We start from the raw sequence: 15,260 nt of genomic DNA, 5'->3' as shown, positions 1-15,260 counted from the left end.
AGCCAATGCTTTATCTTACTCCTGGTAAAAAATGAAACATCTGCGCTTACTCCTGTATTACGCAAAAAAAGGGGTGATTCCTCACCCCTTGATCGTTAACAAACTATTACGCCAATTGGCGCAGCATACGGCGCAATGGCTCCGCAGCACCCCACAGCAACTGGTCGCCCACGGTAAAGGCTGACAGGAACTCCGGTCCCATGTTCAGCTTACGCAGACGGCCTACTGGCGTGGTCAGCGTGCCGGTGACGGCCGCCGGGGTTAGCTCACGCATGGTGATATCCCGATCGTTTGGTACAACTTTGGCCCACGGATTGTGCGCCGCCAGCAGTTCTTCCACGGTCGGAATAGACACATCTTTTTTCAGTTTAATGGTGAACGCCTGGCTGTGGCAGCGCAGCGCGCCGACGCGCACGCACAGACCATCAACCGGGATCACGGAAGACGTGTTGAGAATTTTATTGGTTTCCGCCTGTCCCTTCCACTCTTCGCGGCTCTGACCGTTATCGAGCTGTTTGTCGATCCACGGAATCAGGCTACCGGCCAGCGGTACGCCAAAGTTATCAACCGGCAGTTCGCCGCTGCGGGACAGGGTCGTCACTTTACGTTCGATGTCGAGAATAGCAGAGGAAGGGGTCGCCAGTTCCTCGGCCACATGGCCATACAGATGACCCATCTGAGACAGCAGCTCACGCATATGGCGCGCGCCGCCGCCGGAAGCCGCCTGATAGGTTGCCACGGAAACCCAGTCAACCAGGTCATTGGCAAACAGGCCACCGAGAGACATCAGCATCAGGCTAACGGTACAGTTGCCGCCGACAAAGGTCTTAATACCTTTATTCAGGCCGTCGGTGATGACATCCTGGTTAACCGGATCGAGAATAATGATGGCATCGTCTTTCATCCGCAGCGAAGAGGCTGCGTCAATCCAGTAACCTTGCCAACCGCTTTCACGAAGCTTTGGATAGATTTCGTTGGTATAATCGCCGCCCTGACAGGTCACGATGATATCGAGCGCCTTCAGCGCATCCAGATCAAAAGCGTCCTGAAGTGTGCCGGTCGCGGTGCCACCGAACGTCGGTGCCGCCTGCCCAAGCTGGGAAGTAGAAAAGAAAACAGGGCGAATGGCGTCGAAGTCACGCTCCTCAACCATGCGTTGCATGAGAACAGAGCCGACCATACCGCGCCAGCCGATAAAACCAACATTTTTCATAGCGTTTTTTCCTGCAGAGATGTGTGCTGTGTATGCTAACCAGTATCCTACTGGCCTATCCTTCACCATACAAAAAGCAGCCAAAGTCGCAAGTGAAATTAATCAATGATAGCGAAGCCATCAGTAATGCGACTTATCCCGCTGCGCAAGCAAGCAGAAAGTCCGCGGTAATTATCAGGGAATTTGAGTTATGAATGAAATCATTTCAGCGGCAGTTTTATTGATCCTGATTATGGATCCGCTCGGAAATCTGCCCATTTTCATGTCCGTATTGAAACATACCGAACCAAAACGTCGCCGCGCGATTATGATTCGCGAGCTGTTTATTGCGCTGTTGGTGATGCTGATATTCCTGTTTGCGGGCGAGAAAATTCTGGCATTTCTTAACCTGCGTGCAGAAACCGTATCGATCTCCGGGGGCATCATTCTGTTCCTGATCGCCATTAAGATGATTTTCCCCAGCGCCACCGGGAATAGCACCGGGCTTCCGGCTGGTGAAGAGCCGTTTATCGTACCGCTGGCGATTCCGCTGGTAGCCGGGCCGACAATCCTGGCCTCATTAATGTTGTTGTCGCATCAGTATCCAAACCAGATGGGGCACCTGGTGATTGCGCTGCTGATCGCCTGGGGCGGCACATTCGTGATTTTGCTGCAGTCTTCGCTGTTTTTACGTCTGCTGGGAGAGAAAGGGGTTAACGCGCTGGAGCGCCTGATGGGGCTGATTCTGGTGATGATGGCAACCCAGATGTTCCTCGACGGTGTAAGGATGTGGATGAAGGGGTAACGCACTCACTTTATGCCGGGTGGCGGCTTCGCCTTACCCGGCCTACGGTGTCGATATGTGCTCGTTTCCAGGCCCGGTAAGCGCAAGCGCCACCGGGCAATTCCATCAGCTCAACAGCTGGAAAGCAATCATACCGACAATCGCGCCAACCGTACCGAGGATGGTTTCCATCATCGTCCAGGTCTTCAGCGTTTGCGCTTCAGTCGCGCCGGTAAATTTACCGAACAACCAGAAACCAGCGTCGTTAACATGGCTGACCACGATAGAGCCGCCCGCGATACAGATAGACAGCGCCGCCATCTGAGCACCGGAGTAGTTCAGTTGCTCAATCACTGGCATCACCAGACCGACCGCCGTTAAGCAGGCCACTGTCGCGGACCCCTGAATGATACGCACCGCCGCCGCCAGCACGAAGCAGGTGATAGCGATCGGCAAGCCCATACCGGTTAACGCTTCGCCCAGTGCAGGACCAACACCGGAATCTACCAGCACCTGTTTGAACACGCCGCCCGCGCCAATCACCAGCAGAATAATCCCCGCTGGCTGCAGCGCATGGCCGCAGATCTCCATCACGCGGTCTTTTGGCATGCCCTGGCGCACCGCCAGACCGTAAATCGCCACCAGACAGGCAACCAGAATCGCGGTAAACGGGTGACCGATAAACTCGAACCATTCGTAGGTTGAAGAACCGACCGGAACAAAGCGTGCGGCGATGGTTTTCAGACCCACCAGCACCAGCGGCAGCAGGATAAGCGATAAGCTGAAGCCAAAGGAGGGCATTTTGCCTTCGCCCAGGTGCGGCTCGGTAATGTCTTCCGGTACATGCAGCTCAACGTAACGGCTGATGAAATTACCCCACAGCGGCCCGGCGATAATCATGCCCGGAATCGCAGCGCACAGGCCAATCAGGATCATCCAGCCAAAGTCGGCGTGCATCTGAGAGGCCAGCAGCATCGGCGCAGGCCCCGGCAGCAGGAACGCTGCGGCAGCCGCCACGCCCGCAAACAGCGGAATGACCAACTTAACCAGGTTAGTACCGGTATGGCGTGCCATTGAAAACGCTACGCTAATCAGTAGCACAATCGCCACCTCAAAGAACAGCGGCAGCGCGCAAATCAGACCGGCCAGGCCAATCGCGTAATGTGCGCGGCTGTGACCGAAGGATTTCAGCATTTTGACGGCAATCTGATCGACCGCGCCGGTCTCATGCAAAATCTTGCCGAACATCGCCCCCAGCGCCACCACAATCGCCAGGAAACCGAGCGTGCCTCCCATCCCTTTTTCCATGGTCGCCGCGATTTTATCGAGCGGCATACCGGAAAAGAGACCTGCACCAATGGATACCACCATCAAAGCAACGAAGGCGTGCATACGCGCCTTCATCACTAAAAACAGCAGTAATAAAACGGACCCTACTGCTGTTAAAACAAGCGTTAATGTGCTCACTACTTACTGCCTTGGTTAATAACCTCAATGGTGCTGGCGACCACACCGTCCAGTGGTTGATCGATATCGACCACCAGTACATCGTTTTCATTCGCACCCGGTTCTTCCAGCGCTTCAAACTGGGTAACCAGCATCTGTGTTTTGAAGAAGTGGCCTTTACGCGCCTTCAGACGGCTTTCGATAACGTCAAAATCCCCTTTCAGATAAATGAAAGAGAGGTTCGGGTTACCGTCGCGTAACTGGTCGCGGTAGACTTTTTTCAAGGCAGAACAGACGATCAGCGAAACCTTGTTGGTACGCTGCATCGCAAAAGCGGCGTCATTAAGCGCCTGTAGCCACGGTTTACGGTCGTCATCGTTGAGTGGCTCACCGGAAGCCATTTTCATGATGTTGCTGCGCGGATGGAGAAAATCGCCATCAAGAAACGCGGCCTGCAGTTGATGCGCCACTTCGCTGGCGACAGCAGATTTACCGCTGCCCGATACGCCCATCAGAACGTAAACGTGGTGATCATGATTAGTCGTGCTCAAAGCGTTGCCCCCACTGGTACAAGAATCAGGAAATTGTTACGGGTAACTGTTATCGGTAACATTGTCCAGCCGGATAAATAGAGAAGCAATATCCATTCGTGCTCGAAGTGTATAAGTGTGAGCTACTTCAAAGTTGTTGGCTTAAATAGATCCGCCCGGTGACAAGGTGAAACCTAAATCTAACATTTTAGGCGTGACTGCTTCACCACGAATGCGCGCCAGCAGGCGTTCTGCGCCAATGCTGCCCATCCGTTCACGCGGCGTGAGCACACTCGCCAGACGCGGCTCCATCACCTGCCCGATGTCGTGACCGTGGAATCCGGCAATCGCCATGTCATCCGGGATTTTCAGCCCTAAACGCTGGCATTCGAAGGCCGCCCCTACCGCCAGGTCATCGTTGGTACAGAAAACGCCGTCGAGCTGCGGGTATTCGCGCCGCGCCTGACGGATGAGTTCAATACCGGAGGAGTAGGAAGAAGACTGTTCCACCATCACGCTGTACGGCACCAGGTTGGCATCGCGCATTGCCTGCTCGTAGCCTCTCTGTTTGATGATAGTACGCTCATCAAGACGTGCGCCAAGATAGGCTACATGACGGTGCCCGCGGGCGATAATAGCGGCAGTCATCTGACGCGCGGCTTCGAAGTTGTCGAAACCGACGGCGATATCCAGACACGGAGACTTGCTGTCCATCAATTCAACCACCGGGATACCAGCAACCTCAATCATTTTCAGCGTACGGGGCGTATGGCTACGTTCGGTGAGGATCAGGCCATCGATATTCCACGACAGCATCGATTCCAGGCGCTCTTGTTCCATCTCAGGCTTATAGCCGTAGTGCGCGAGCATGGTTTGATAACCATGGGCGTCGGTGACGGCCTCAATGCCGCGTAGCACTTCAGCAAAAACCTGGTTAGTGAGAGACGGTAACAGCACGCCGATAGCGCGGCTGGTGGCGTTAGAAAGGATATCAGGAGCGCGATTGGGAATATAACCCAGCTCATCAAGTGCAGCGGCAATTTTGCCCCGCAGCGCCACGGAGACCTGCTCCGGGTTACGCAAAAAGCGACTGACCGTCATTTTGGTCACGCCCACGCGGTCGGCTACATCCTGAAGTACGGGTCTTTTCTTTTTCATCGTCCTGAAGCGTTAAAAAGGGATAGATTCTCCCAGTTTACCACGGACGTGCGTGAACCTTTGCAGAGAAAAAAAGGAGTTTTTATTGTGATAAATACACAAAATCATTCGAGTTGCATCAAGGCGGCGACGCAGTGAATCCCCGGGAGCGTACATTAAGTACGCGACCGGGGTGAGCGAGGAAAGCCAACACAGATGCGACTTGAAGGATGACGTGTATTTTTATACTGGCGGCAGGTCAAACAGTAACACTTCACTGTCGCTGTCGGCATGAATAGAAATTGCCTGTTCATCCCAGATTGCCAGACCGTCGCTGGTGGTCGCTTTAGTCCCGTTAATCGTCACGTTACCTTTTACCACCTGGATCCAGACGCGGCGTTCGGCAGCAATTTGATGCACAGACTGCTCATCTTTGACCAGCGCCCAACGGTACAGCTCCATATCCTGGTACACTTTCAGTGAACCATCACGAGCATCCGGCGACAGCACCAGTTGTTTACCCTGAGCGGCATCGAAACGACGCTGTTCATAACGCGGAGTAATACCGTTCTCCTGCGGCATGATCCAGATCTGATACAGATGCAGCTTCTCAGTATTGCTCGGGTTGTACTCCGAGTGACGGATCCCCGTCCCGGCGCTCATAATCTGAAACTCACCGGCCGGAACCTGCTCTTTATTGCCCATGCTGTCCTGATGCTCTACCGCGCCTTCCAGCACGTAGGTCAGGATTTCCATGTCTTTATGGGGGTGGGTGCCAAAGCCCTGGCCTGCATCGATCACGTCATCGTTAATCACGCGCAGTGCCGAGAACCCCATAAAGTTCGGGTCATAGTAGTTGGCAAAAGAGAAGGTATGCCAAGAATCAAGCCAGCCATGATTAGCGTGGCCACGGTCGTTAGCTTTGCGTAAGTAGATCATTGTGTTCACCCCCAGATGTTTTCGATGGAGTAAGTGTGGACTCAATCCGTCTGGGATCATAGAGGGTGAAAATTGACTCCTCTGTTCAAAAAATATGAACAAGACCAGAGGAGTCTGTGCAGGCTATTTGGCGAGGGTTATCGTGGCAGGCGTTGCCTGTTCAAAGGCGCGTTCGAGGATCTCCAGGTTGGTAAGAACTTCAGATTCCTTGACGTAATTAGGCGTACCGGCGGTCAGCGTCTGGTACAGCGAATCATAGACGCGGCCGTAGTCCCCCACTTCCGGCTTCACCTCTTCTTTCACCGTGATGCCGTCATCGTTGACATATTCCAGCATTCCAATGGAATCATCGGCAGCGAAACCTGGCTCACCCGGCATGATATTAGCCTTCAGGCTGGTTTCCTGCTGGTCGATACCGTACTTCACAAACGAGCCTTTGGTGCCATGCACGATAAACTTCGGATAGTCGATTTTCACCAGATGGCTGGTTTTAACAATGGCTTTCAGGTCGCCGTAAAACAGCTGCGCTTCAAAGGTATCGTCCGGGTTCGCTTTGTTGCGCAGGCTGCGGATGTCGTAGGCCACATGATCGGGGCGTCCGAACAACGAGATAATCTGATCCATGGTGTGTACGCCCAGACCATAAAACGCGCCGTCCTGCGGCAGTCCCGGCTTGGTTTCTGCTTCAGGACGGTAGTAATCGAAATGGCTTTCAACCTCAACAATCTTGCCGAGCTTGCCGCTCTCAATCGCTTTTTTAGCGGTGAGGAAACAGGTGTCAAAACGACGATTCTGATACGGCGTAACGGTCAGCCCTTTGCTTTGCGCTAGCTCAAACAACTCTTTTGCTTGCGCAAGCGTTGGGGTGAAGGGTTTCTCAACCAGCACATTTTTACCCGCTTCCAGCGCGCGTTTGGCGTATTCAAAATGGCTGTCAGCATGGGTACAGACGATCACCAGCTTCACCTGCGGATCGTTTAAGATCTCGTCGAGATCGCTGGTGAAGTGAATATGTGAATACTGCGGCGCCTGCTCTTCCGGCCTGGCGTTGCGGCGGAAAATATGCGCGACGTGCCAGCTATTTTTGCGGTTGAGGACGTACGGCAAATGGTAGCGGGTGGTGCTTTTACCAAAACCAATAAATGCGCAGTGTAAGGTCATGAGACGATCCTTTTGAAGATGATTGTCTACACCATAGCGCAAAGCGGCTGGAGACTGAATCCATCCTGTCATCATGCCGGATGCGGCGTTGCCTTATCCGGCCTACAAAACCCAGGTCTCAGCTGTAGGCCGGATAAGCGCAAGCGCCATCCGGCATCAGTCGCCCCACCCCGGGGACAAAATGACAAGTAAGCCAGGCTGAAACAAAACCCAAAAAAAAAGCCAGCAAAAGCTGGCTAAAGTAATACTGGAAGCAATGTGAGCAATGTCGTGCTTTCAGGTTCTCCGTAGGGGTTCCCCTGAACGCAGAGCAATAATAATCATTCTCATTCGCACTTGTCTACTTCTTTTTGCAAAAAAATGCAGTTGACGGATTTTTCTTTCTCAGCGAGTGTAAATGCACAATTAACCCTGCAGGAGATAAGGAATGAGTGAGATAGTGATACGCCACGCTGAACCGAAAGATTACGACGCAATTCGTCAGATCCACGCCCAGCCGGAGGTGTACCACAACACGCTACAGGTTCCTCATCCTTCTCTCGAAATGTGGCAAGCGCGGCTAACCGAGCAAGCCGGTGTCAAACAACTGGTTGCCTGCATTGACGGTATCGTCGTGGGGCATCTCTGTATTGAGGTCGCGCAGCGCCCGCGCCGCAGCCACGTGGCCGATTTTGGTATCTGCGTGGATGCCAGGTGGCACAATCGTGGCGTTGCCAGCGCGCTGATTCGTACGATGATCGACATGTGCGACAACTGGCTGCGCGTCGAGCGCATTGAGCTGACGGTATTTGTTGATAATGAGCCTGCTGTAGCAGTCTATAAGAAGTACGGCTTTGAAATCGAAGGCACCGGTAAGAAATACGGCCTGCGCAACGGTGAGTATGTTGATGCCTACTTTATGGCGCGCGTGAAATAAATTTAAGGGCGAGTCATATCGCCCTGCTTATTGAAAGGACGCAATAGTGAAAAAGTACCTTCCCCTGGTGTTGCTGGCCTCGCTCTCCCCTGCTTTTGCCACTACCGTACAAAATCTCGATTCTGTACCCAGTGCCATCCAACATCCGGAAGGTAAACAGATTTTCGCTGAACAAATGGCGGGAGCAACACCCGCGAAAGGATTTGGTGAGCTTCCTCAGGGCTTATCTGAAAAGCAGTGGATTGCCTGGGTTGCACCGAATGAAGATCCTGACAACCTGATCCTGACTGGTGCTAAATCTTGGGGAAAAGACGGTAAATATATTGGCATTGCCTGTTTCGCCGATAATAAGGCTGACGCCGTGCAAGCAAAAAAATACGCGGATAACACCTGCCCGGAAAACTACAGCAACGGGCACGCTAATAAATTATATCTCGGCGTTTTTTCCTGGCAGAATCCACAGCTAACGCCGATTGCACGCTCGGAAAAACCGTTAAACCAGCTCTCAGAGTGGAATAAAGCCGCTGAAAAAGAGAGCGATGATGAGTCCGTCAGACCGCTGGCTTATTATACAAAGCTGGATCTGGCACCGTACCGGATAGCACCCGATACCCTGGCATTCGGGGTGCGGGGTGGATACTCTGATGCGTATTCCGGCGGCGGCGCATTTTATGAAGTGCTGGAACTCTACACCATCAAAGACAGCAAGATAATCAACGTGTTTTCTGACCTTGTTTATTACTATTCGGACATTGCTGGAGACTGGAATAAAGACGGCACAAGGCAGCACGACATCAGCGAAAGTAAGTACATTCTCAAAATGCGCTCGGCAAAGACGCACGGATTTTATGACTTAGAGCGCGTTAGCCTACAGGATAAAAGCAGCCAAATATTCCGCTGGTCCGAATCACTGCAGGGATATGCGCCATAACCTACCGGTCAGGCCTACATCGTTCAGAACGCTGTAGGCCAATCTATTTTATATCCCACCGAAAAATTCAAGAACGGAAGCGCCATCCAGTCCTGGCATAGAGTTGTTGATTACAGCCTATCGCCTTCCCCCACCGCCATGTTCCGGCTTAACAACCACCTGAATTATATGGTTATTCAGCTTTCTATCTTCATCGCTATTTTTCGTAACTTTAATAATATTAATATTACATTTTTGTTTTTTTTTGGTTTCTGCCATCACTTTATGGTGACAATCACAACAATATACTTCCCCTGGGACTAACTTAACCACGGTGAGGTAAAAAATGAAATTTGAACGCCATCATAGAATATTGAAAGAAATCAGTATTTCGGGAGTTGTAAAAGTTTCAAATCTGGCGAAAAGTCTCAAGGTAACAAAGGAAACTATTCGCTCAGATCTCAATGAACTTGCCGGGCAGGGATATCTCACTCGCTGTCATGGTGGTGCATTTATTACCCTTGACTCTCTTGATAACGTTGCAAAAAACGAAATTGCTTATGTGCTGGAAAAATATGAATCAGCGCAGAAAATAAAAAAAGGTCTCTCTGCCATGAAGAATAATGTATGTGTTATTGGCTCGTTCAATGTTGATATTATCAGTTACCTACCGAGGCTACCCTCGACAGGCGAATCATTGCTTGCCGATAAATTTATTTTTTCGCCCGGTGGTAAAGGATGCAATCAGGCATTAGCGGCAAGCTATGCCGATTCTGATGTGCATTTTATTACTAAAGTAGGGTCAGACCATTTCAGTTATTACGCCATTAATTTTATAAACTCATCAAAAATCCATAAAAGCGTTATCTATCAGACCAAAGAAACACAGACAGGTACAGCGACTATTATGGTGAATGGAGATACCGGGGATAACGTCATCGCTATCTATCCAGGTGCTAACATGACAATTTCACCTGATGAAATCACCATACAAAAAGAAGCCATCGTTCATTCAGATATTGTTCTCGTACAACTGGAGACAAATTACGAGGCACTTCAACAAACCATTCGTCTCGCACAGAAAAATGATATCCCGGTCATTATTAACCCAGCGCCATATAATGAAATGGTTAATACCATCATTGATGACATCGATTATATCACGCCAAATGAAACCGAAGCTGGTCTGCTGGCAAACATGTCCGTCAACGATATTGAATCAGCCAAATGTGCAGCAAAGATTATTCATCAAAAAGGTGTCAAAAATACCATTATCACATTGGGTAGCAAAGGTTCTCTCGCTTATGACGGAACGCAATTCATCTATTCTCCGGCATTTCCGGCCGTTGTAAAAAATACGGCTGGCGCTGGCGATGCCTTCAATGGCGCACTCGCGTCTGGCCTTGCTAAAGGAAAATCACTGGCATCTGCATTGTGCTACGCGAGCGCATTCGCCTCGCTTGCTGTTGAAACACCCAATGCCTCTGACATGCCAGAAAACGAATCCGTTCTTCATCGCATTCAGGGCTCACATTACAAACAAACTATCTCTACTCACTAAATCAAGGAGCAGACTATGAACAATACGCAGAAAAAACTAAAGGTGCTCTTTATTGGAGAATCCTGGCATATTCACATGATTCATTCAAAAGGCTATGACAGTTTTACCTCCAGTAAATATGAAGAAGGTGCTACATGGTTGCTTGAATGCTTAAAGAAAGGTGGTGTAGAAATTGATTATATGCCGGCTCACACCGTGCAAATTGCATTTCCAGAAAGCATTGATGAACTAAACCGTTATGATGTCATTGTTATTAGCGATATCGGCAGCAATACGTTCCTGTTGCAAAACGAGACGTTCTATCAGCTAAAAATAAAGCCAAATGCTCTGGAATCAATTAAAGAGTATGTCAGAAATGGTGGTGGTCTGCTCATGATTGGCGGCTATCTGTCATTTATGGGCATTGAGGCCAAGGCTAATTACAAGAACACCATTCTTGCCGAGGTTTTGCCAGTTATTATGCTTGACGGCGATGACCGGGTAGAAAAACCAGAGGGTATCTGCGCTGAGGCTATCTCCCCGGAACATCCTGTCGTTAACGGATTCTCAGACTACCCGGTATTTCTTGGATATAACCAGGTTGTCGCCAGAGAAGATGCCGATGTTGTTTTAACAATAAATAATGACCCGCTGTTAGTGTTCGGTGAATACCAACAGGGTAAAACCGCCTGCTTCATGAGCGACTGTTCTCCACACTGGGGAACACAGCAATTTATGTCCTGGCCGTTTTATACCGACCTGTGGGTTAACACGCTTCAATTCATCGCCAGAAAATAAAAAACAATGGAGTAACGAAAGTTACTCCTTTTATAAAATACAAGGATTGATGTATGAACAAAAATAAGTACTCAACTCCCTTACTGATGCTTGCAACCATCTTAGCCGGTATGCTTTCCCCAATGCAGTCTGCCGTTAATGGGCAATTGGGACACTGGTTGCAAGATGGTAATGCTTGTGCAGTAATCTCGTTCGCCAGCGGTCTGGTCGTCATGTTTTTCATTATTATTGCGCGTAAAGAAACACGCCAGCAATTCGCATCGATCCCGACGCTGATTAAAAAGAGAAAAATCCCGCTGTGGAATTGGTTTGCCGGATTATGTGGAGCGATGGTTGTATTTTCGGAAGGGGCATCAGCCAGCGCGTTGGGCGTTGCCACGTTTCAAACTGCATTAATTTCCGCCCTGCTCCTTTCCGGCCTACTGTGCGACCGTTTTGGTGTCGGTGTGGATGAGAAGAAATATTTCACCCCATGGCGCGTTGCTGGCGCATTGTTCGCGGTTATTGCCACGATTTTTGTCGTGTCGCCACAGTGGCATTCAACCTCCTTTATCCTGCTCGCTATCCTTCCATTTTTGGCAGGATTACTCGCTGGCTGGCAGCCTGCTGGAAATGCCAAAGTTGCCGAGGCCACGGGCTCTATGCTGGTTTCCATTACCTGGAACTTCATTGTCGGCTTTTGTGTGCTGGGCGCTGCACTGGCGATACGTGTCGCATTAGGCCATGTCACCGTCCAGTTACCCGATACGTGGTGGATGTATCTCGGTGGCCCGCTGGGTCTGCTGTCCATCGGGCTGATGGCGATTCTGGTCAGAGGCTTAGGTCTGCTAATGCTGGGTGTAGCATCTACCGCAGGCCAGTTGCTTGGGTCGGTATTGATTGATGAATTGATCCCATCCTTAGGCAATACGGTCTATCTGGTCACCATCATCGGCACGTTGTTCGCGTTAGTGGGCGCAATTGTTACCACCATTCCTGAATACAGAGCATCCAAAATGGCGCAAAAAATGGAGGTGTCAGGATGAAAGGTTTCCTGCAAACCGTGACAGGCCCAGTGGCGCACACTGATATGGGGCTAACGCTCCCGCATGAGCATCTGTTTAACGATCTGTCATCCGTTGTTGATGAACCACATTATGCTTTTTCACAGCAACTGGTAGGAAAAAAAGTCAGTGCTGACCTTCAGTGGGGACTGAAACACGACCCATACTGCTGCGCCGATAACATGGACAGAAAAGAGATTGATGATGTCATCTTTGAAATCAATAATTTTATGTCACTAGGAGGCAGAACGATTGTCGACGCGACGGGTTCTGAGTCTATCGGTCGGGACGCTTCATCGTTACGGGAAGTGGCAATAAAAACCGGTTTGAATATCGTTGCTTCATCAGGACCTTATCTGGAGAAGTTTGAAAGCACCAGGATCCATAAACCTGTCGATTCATTAGCCGCACTGATTGATAAGGAACTGAATCAGGGGATTGGCGAGACGGATATTCGCGCCGGTATGATCGGTGAAATTGGCGTGTCACCCGCATTTACCCAAGCGGAACGTAACAGTCTGCGGGCGGCGTCTCTGGCACAACGTAATAATCCCCATACGGCGATGAATATCCATATGCCAGGGTGGCTGCGGCTGGGTGATGAGGTACTGGATATTGTCCTTGAAGAGATGAACGTCTCTCCGGCAAAAGTTTCGCTGGCACACTCGGACCCGTCAGGAAAAGATGTTGCCTATCAACGTAAAATGCTCGACCGCGGCGTGTGGCTTGAATTTGACATGATTGGTCTGGACATTACCTTCCCTAAAGAAGGTATCGCCCCAGGCGTTCAGGAGACCGCAGATGCGGTAGCTCATCTGATTGAACTGGGTTACGCCGATCAGATAGTTTTAAGCCATGATGTTTTTCTCAAACAGATGTGGGCAAAAAATGGGGGGAACGGTTGGGGGTTTGTCCCGAATGTTTTCCTCGCCTATCTGGCTGCCCGTGGAGTAGACAACGATACTCTTCGCAAGCTCTGTATTGATAATCCAGCGCGGTTACTCACGGCATAGCCAACAAAACGCCCGGTGCCTGACACCGGGCTATTAATCAAAAATCAGTATCCCGCCGTTAAATCATCCACGGAACGCGGGTCAGAAGCACCATACAGTGCGCCATCCGGTCCAACCATGATGCTCTGCGTGCTGCCCATCGCCTCTTTCAGCGCCACTTTCTGTCCTTTTTGCTCCAGCAGCTTGATTGTATCCGGGCTGAAGCCCTTCTCGATGCGCAGTTCATCCGGCAACCACTGATGATGGAAACGTGGCGCGTTGGTCGCTTCGGCGACGTTCATCCCGAAATCAATGCTGTTGACCACCATTTGCAGCACAGTAGTGATGATTCGGCTTCCACCTGGGCTGCCGGTCACCAGCCAGGTTTTCCCGTCTTTTACCACGATAGTCGGCGACATCGATGACAGCGGACGCTTCTTCGGCCCAACCGCGTTAGCATCACCGCCCACCAGTCCATAAACGTTCGGCACGCCTGGCTTAGCGGAGAAGTCGTCCATTTCGTTATTCAGCAGAATGCCGGTGTTACCCGCCACGATGCCGGTCCCGAAGGTGGTATTCAGGGTATACGTTACCGCCACGGCATTGCCGTCTTTATCCACTACCGAGAAGTGCGTAGTCTGGTTGCTTTCATACGGGGCGAGTTTGCCAGGTTTGATCTGGCTGGAAGGCTTAGCCTTGTTGATATCAATCTGATCGGCAAGCGTTTTAGCATAGGCTTTGTTGGTCAGCGCTTGCCACGGCACTTTCACAAAATCCGGGTCGCCCAGATACTCTGAACGGTCGGCGTAAGCATATTTCTCCGCTTCAGCCATAACCTGCATAGCATCGGCGCTGCCAAATCCGTACTTCTTCATATCGAAGTTTTCGAGAATATTGAAGATCTGCACGATGTGAATACCGCCAGAGGACGGCGGCGGCATGGAGAAGACCTGATACCCGCGATAGTCACCGCTTATCGGCGTGCGCTCCACGGCTTTATAGCTGGCTAAATCCTCTTTGGTCATCAGCCCGCCGTTCTTCTGCATTTCCCCGGCTATCTGATCGGCAATCGCCCCTTTATAAAACGCATCCGGGCCATTCTCGGCAATCATTTCCAGGCTTTTCGCCAGATTCTTTTGCACCAGCTTGTCGCCCTTTTTCAGCGGCTCGCCGTCCTTCCAGAAAATGGCTTTGCTGTTCTCGTGATTAGGGAGCACTTCGCTGCCATAGGTTTTCAGATCGTCGGCCAGCGCGTCATTAACCACAAAGCCCTCTTCCGCTAGCTTCATCGCCGGGCGCACCACTTTGTTCAGCGGCATCGTGCCGTATTTCTCCAGCGCCAGCGAGAAACCCGCCACGGTACCCGGCGTACCGGATGCCAGATGCGACGTCAGCGACTTTTTCGCATCGGCGTTGCCCTGCTCATCGAGGAACATGTCACGGGTCGCGCCAGCAGGCGCCATTTCACGAAAATCGATCGCTGTGGTGTTACCGTCTTTGGTACGCAGCAGCATAAAACCACCGCCGCCCAGATTGCCCGCCTGGGGATGCGTCACCGCCAGCGCATAGCCAACGGCCACGGCGGCATCGACGGCATTCCCACCCTGTTTAAGAATGTCCACACCAACCTGGGTAGCTAAAGCATCCACAGAGGCCACCATCCCTTGCTTAGCACGTACGGGATGGAACACATCTTCCTCGACTCCGTAAGATACCGGTGGTGGTGCAGCCGGCGCGGCAGCAACGCTAAAACAACTTCCTGAGAGCAGAGCAGCAATGGCTACCCGGCGTAAAAACGTCGGTTTTATCATCGTTATTCTCCAGATGTATGGGGGTCGGCCCCCACTAAGCCTGGTGCATAACTCTGAAATA

Annotated in this window: 14 protein-coding genes; 7 read left to right on the top strand and 7 right to left on the bottom strand. The window is 51.1% G+C overall.

Annotated elements, in window-relative coordinates; translation table 11 throughout:
* Positions 1-106: 106 nt before the first annotated feature.
* The gene (gene asd / locus OGY06_RS17230; RefSeq protein WP_003827614.1) at positions 107-1,213 is read right to left on the bottom strand and encodes an aspartate-semialdehyde dehydrogenase; all 1,107 of its coding nucleotides are present in this window, start codon (positions 1,211-1,213) and stop codon (positions 107-109) included.
* 190 nt (positions 1,214-1,403) lie between these two features.
* On the opposite strand from asd, the gene yhgN reads away from it, so the two are divergent.
* The gene (yhgN, locus tag OGY06_RS17225) at positions 1,404-1,997 is read left to right on the top strand and encodes an NAAT family transporter YhgN (RefSeq protein ID WP_003023480.1); all 594 of its coding nucleotides are present in this window, start codon (positions 1,404-1,406) and stop codon (positions 1,995-1,997) included.
* 105 nt (positions 1,998-2,102) lie between these two features.
* Here the strand turns inward: yhgN and gntU are convergent, their stop codons facing one another.
* The 5 genes from gntU to OGY06_RS17200 all read right to left on the bottom strand — a co-directional run bounded on the left by gntU (position 2,103) and on the right by OGY06_RS17200 (position 7,189).
* Positions 2,103-3,443 (bottom strand): gluconate transporter, encoded by a 1,341-nt coding sequence (gene gntU, locus OGY06_RS17220; RefSeq protein ID WP_003827609.1) that lies wholly within the window; start codon positions 3,441-3,443, stop codon positions 2,103-2,105.
* Positions 3,443-3,973 carry a gluconokinase gene (gntK, locus tag OGY06_RS17215; RefSeq protein WP_003023475.1) on the bottom strand — a complete coding sequence of 177 codons (531 nt, stop codon included), beginning with the start codon at positions 3,971-3,973 and terminating at the stop codon, positions 3,443-3,445. The genes gntU and gntK overlap by 1 nt, the downstream gene beginning before the upstream one ends.
* Positions 3,974-4,114: 141 nt before the next feature.
* Positions 4,115-5,110: a gluconate operon transcriptional repressor GntR gene (gene gntR, locus OGY06_RS17210; RefSeq protein ID WP_126956393.1), complete on the bottom strand. Its 996-nt coding sequence runs from the start codon at positions 5,108-5,110 to the stop codon at positions 4,115-4,117.
* Between the two features lie 222 nt (positions 5,111-5,332).
* A complete protein-coding gene (yhhW, locus tag OGY06_RS17205) occupies positions 5,333-6,028 on the bottom strand; it encodes a quercetin 2,3-dioxygenase (protein ID WP_003023472.1) in 696 nt (231 codons plus the stop codon).
* A 123-nt stretch (positions 6,029-6,151) separates the two neighbouring features.
* Positions 6,152-7,189, bottom strand: coding sequence for an oxidoreductase (locus OGY06_RS17200; RefSeq protein WP_267440799.1), 1,038 nt, complete (start codon positions 7,187-7,189; stop codon positions 6,152-6,154).
* Between the two features lie 427 nt (positions 7,190-7,616).
* Here OGY06_RS17200 and yhhY point away from each other — a divergent pair, with 427 nt between their 5' ends.
* From yhhY to OGY06_RS17170, 6 genes are all read left to right on the top strand, one after another.
* Complete coding sequence (gene yhhY, locus OGY06_RS17195) at positions 7,617-8,105, top strand: N-acetyltransferase (RefSeq protein ID WP_003827604.1); 489 nt, start codon at positions 7,617-7,619, stop codon at positions 8,103-8,105.
* A 46-nt stretch (positions 8,106-8,151) separates the two neighbouring features.
* On the top strand, positions 8,152-9,036 hold the full coding sequence (locus OGY06_RS17190) for a hypothetical protein (protein ID WP_267440798.1): 885 nt from the start codon (positions 8,152-8,154) through the stop codon (positions 9,034-9,036).
* Between the two features lie 325 nt (positions 9,037-9,361).
* Complete coding sequence (locus OGY06_RS17185) at positions 9,362-10,576, top strand: PfkB family carbohydrate kinase (RefSeq protein WP_218667121.1); 1,215 nt, start codon at positions 9,362-9,364, stop codon at positions 10,574-10,576.
* A 15-nt stretch (positions 10,577-10,591) separates the two neighbouring features.
* Positions 10,592-11,353, top strand: a complete 762-nt coding sequence (locus OGY06_RS17180) for a glutamine amidotransferase (RefSeq protein ID WP_003827597.1) — start codon at positions 10,592-10,594, stop codon at positions 11,351-11,353.
* Positions 11,354-11,406: 53 nt separating this feature from the next.
* Positions 11,407-12,378: a DMT family transporter gene (locus tag OGY06_RS17175; RefSeq protein WP_079934302.1), complete on the top strand. Its 972-nt coding sequence runs from the start codon at positions 11,407-11,409 to the stop codon at positions 12,376-12,378.
* Positions 12,375-13,409, top strand: coding sequence for a phosphotriesterase family protein (locus OGY06_RS17170; protein ID WP_003827595.1), 1,035 nt, complete (start codon positions 12,375-12,377; stop codon positions 13,407-13,409). Before OGY06_RS17175 ends, OGY06_RS17170 begins: the two co-directional genes overlap by 4 nt.
* 44 nt (positions 13,410-13,453) lie before the next feature.
* On the opposite strand, the gene ggt is transcribed toward OGY06_RS17170, so the two are convergent.
* Positions 13,454-15,199 (bottom strand): gamma-glutamyltransferase, encoded by a 1,746-nt coding sequence (gene ggt / locus OGY06_RS17165; protein ID WP_286605766.1) that lies wholly within the window; start codon positions 15,197-15,199, stop codon positions 13,454-13,456.
* Positions 15,200-15,260: the final 61 nt, after the last annotated feature.

Source organism: Citrobacter sp. Cpo147 (genome assembly GCF_030332405.1).
GTDB classification, from domain to species: domain Bacteria; phylum Pseudomonadota; class Gammaproteobacteria; order Enterobacterales; family Enterobacteriaceae; genus Citrobacter; species Citrobacter portucalensis.
Note: the sequence above shows the minus strand (reverse complement) of the source record. Positions and strands in the feature narration are given on the sequence as shown.

What these genes read in the sequence shown, in the direction of transcription:
- OGY06_RS17180 (WP_003827597.1), top strand. Translation starts at nt 10,592, where the DNA reads ATGAACAATACGCAGAAAAAACTAAAGGTGCTCTTTATTGGAGAATCC.
- yhgN (WP_003023480.1), top strand. Translation starts at nt 1,404, where the DNA reads ATGAATGAAATCATTTCAGCGGCAGTTTTATTGATCCTGATTATGGAT.
- yhhW (WP_003023472.1), bottom strand. Translation starts at nt 6,028, where the DNA reads ATGATCTACTTACGCAAAGCTAACGACCGTGGCCACGCTAATCATGGC.
- yhhY (WP_003827604.1), top strand. Translation starts at nt 7,617, where the DNA reads ATGAGTGAGATAGTGATACGCCACGCTGAACCGAAAGATTACGACGCA.
- asd (WP_003827614.1), bottom strand. Translation starts at nt 1,213, where the DNA reads ATGAAAAATGTTGGTTTTATCGGCTGGCGCGGTATGGTCGGCTCTGTT.
- OGY06_RS17170 (WP_003827595.1), top strand. Translation starts at nt 12,375, where the DNA reads ATGAAAGGTTTCCTGCAAACCGTGACAGGCCCAGTGGCGCACACTGAT.
- OGY06_RS17200 (WP_267440799.1), bottom strand. Translation starts at nt 7,189, where the DNA reads ATGACCTTACACTGCGCATTTATTGGTTTTGGTAAAAGCACCACCCGC.
- gntR (WP_126956393.1), bottom strand. Translation starts at nt 5,110, where the DNA reads ATGAAAAAGAAAAGACCCGTACTTCAGGATGTAGCCGACCGCGTGGGC.
- OGY06_RS17175 (WP_079934302.1), top strand. Translation starts at nt 11,407, where the DNA reads ATGAACAAAAATAAGTACTCAACTCCCTTACTGATGCTTGCAACCATC.
- ggt (WP_286605766.1), bottom strand. Translation starts at nt 15,199, where the DNA reads ATGATAAAACCGACGTTTTTACGCCGGGTAGCCATTGCTGCTCTGCTC.
- OGY06_RS17185 (WP_218667121.1), top strand. Translation starts at nt 9,362, where the DNA reads ATGAAATTTGAACGCCATCATAGAATATTGAAAGAAATCAGTATTTCG.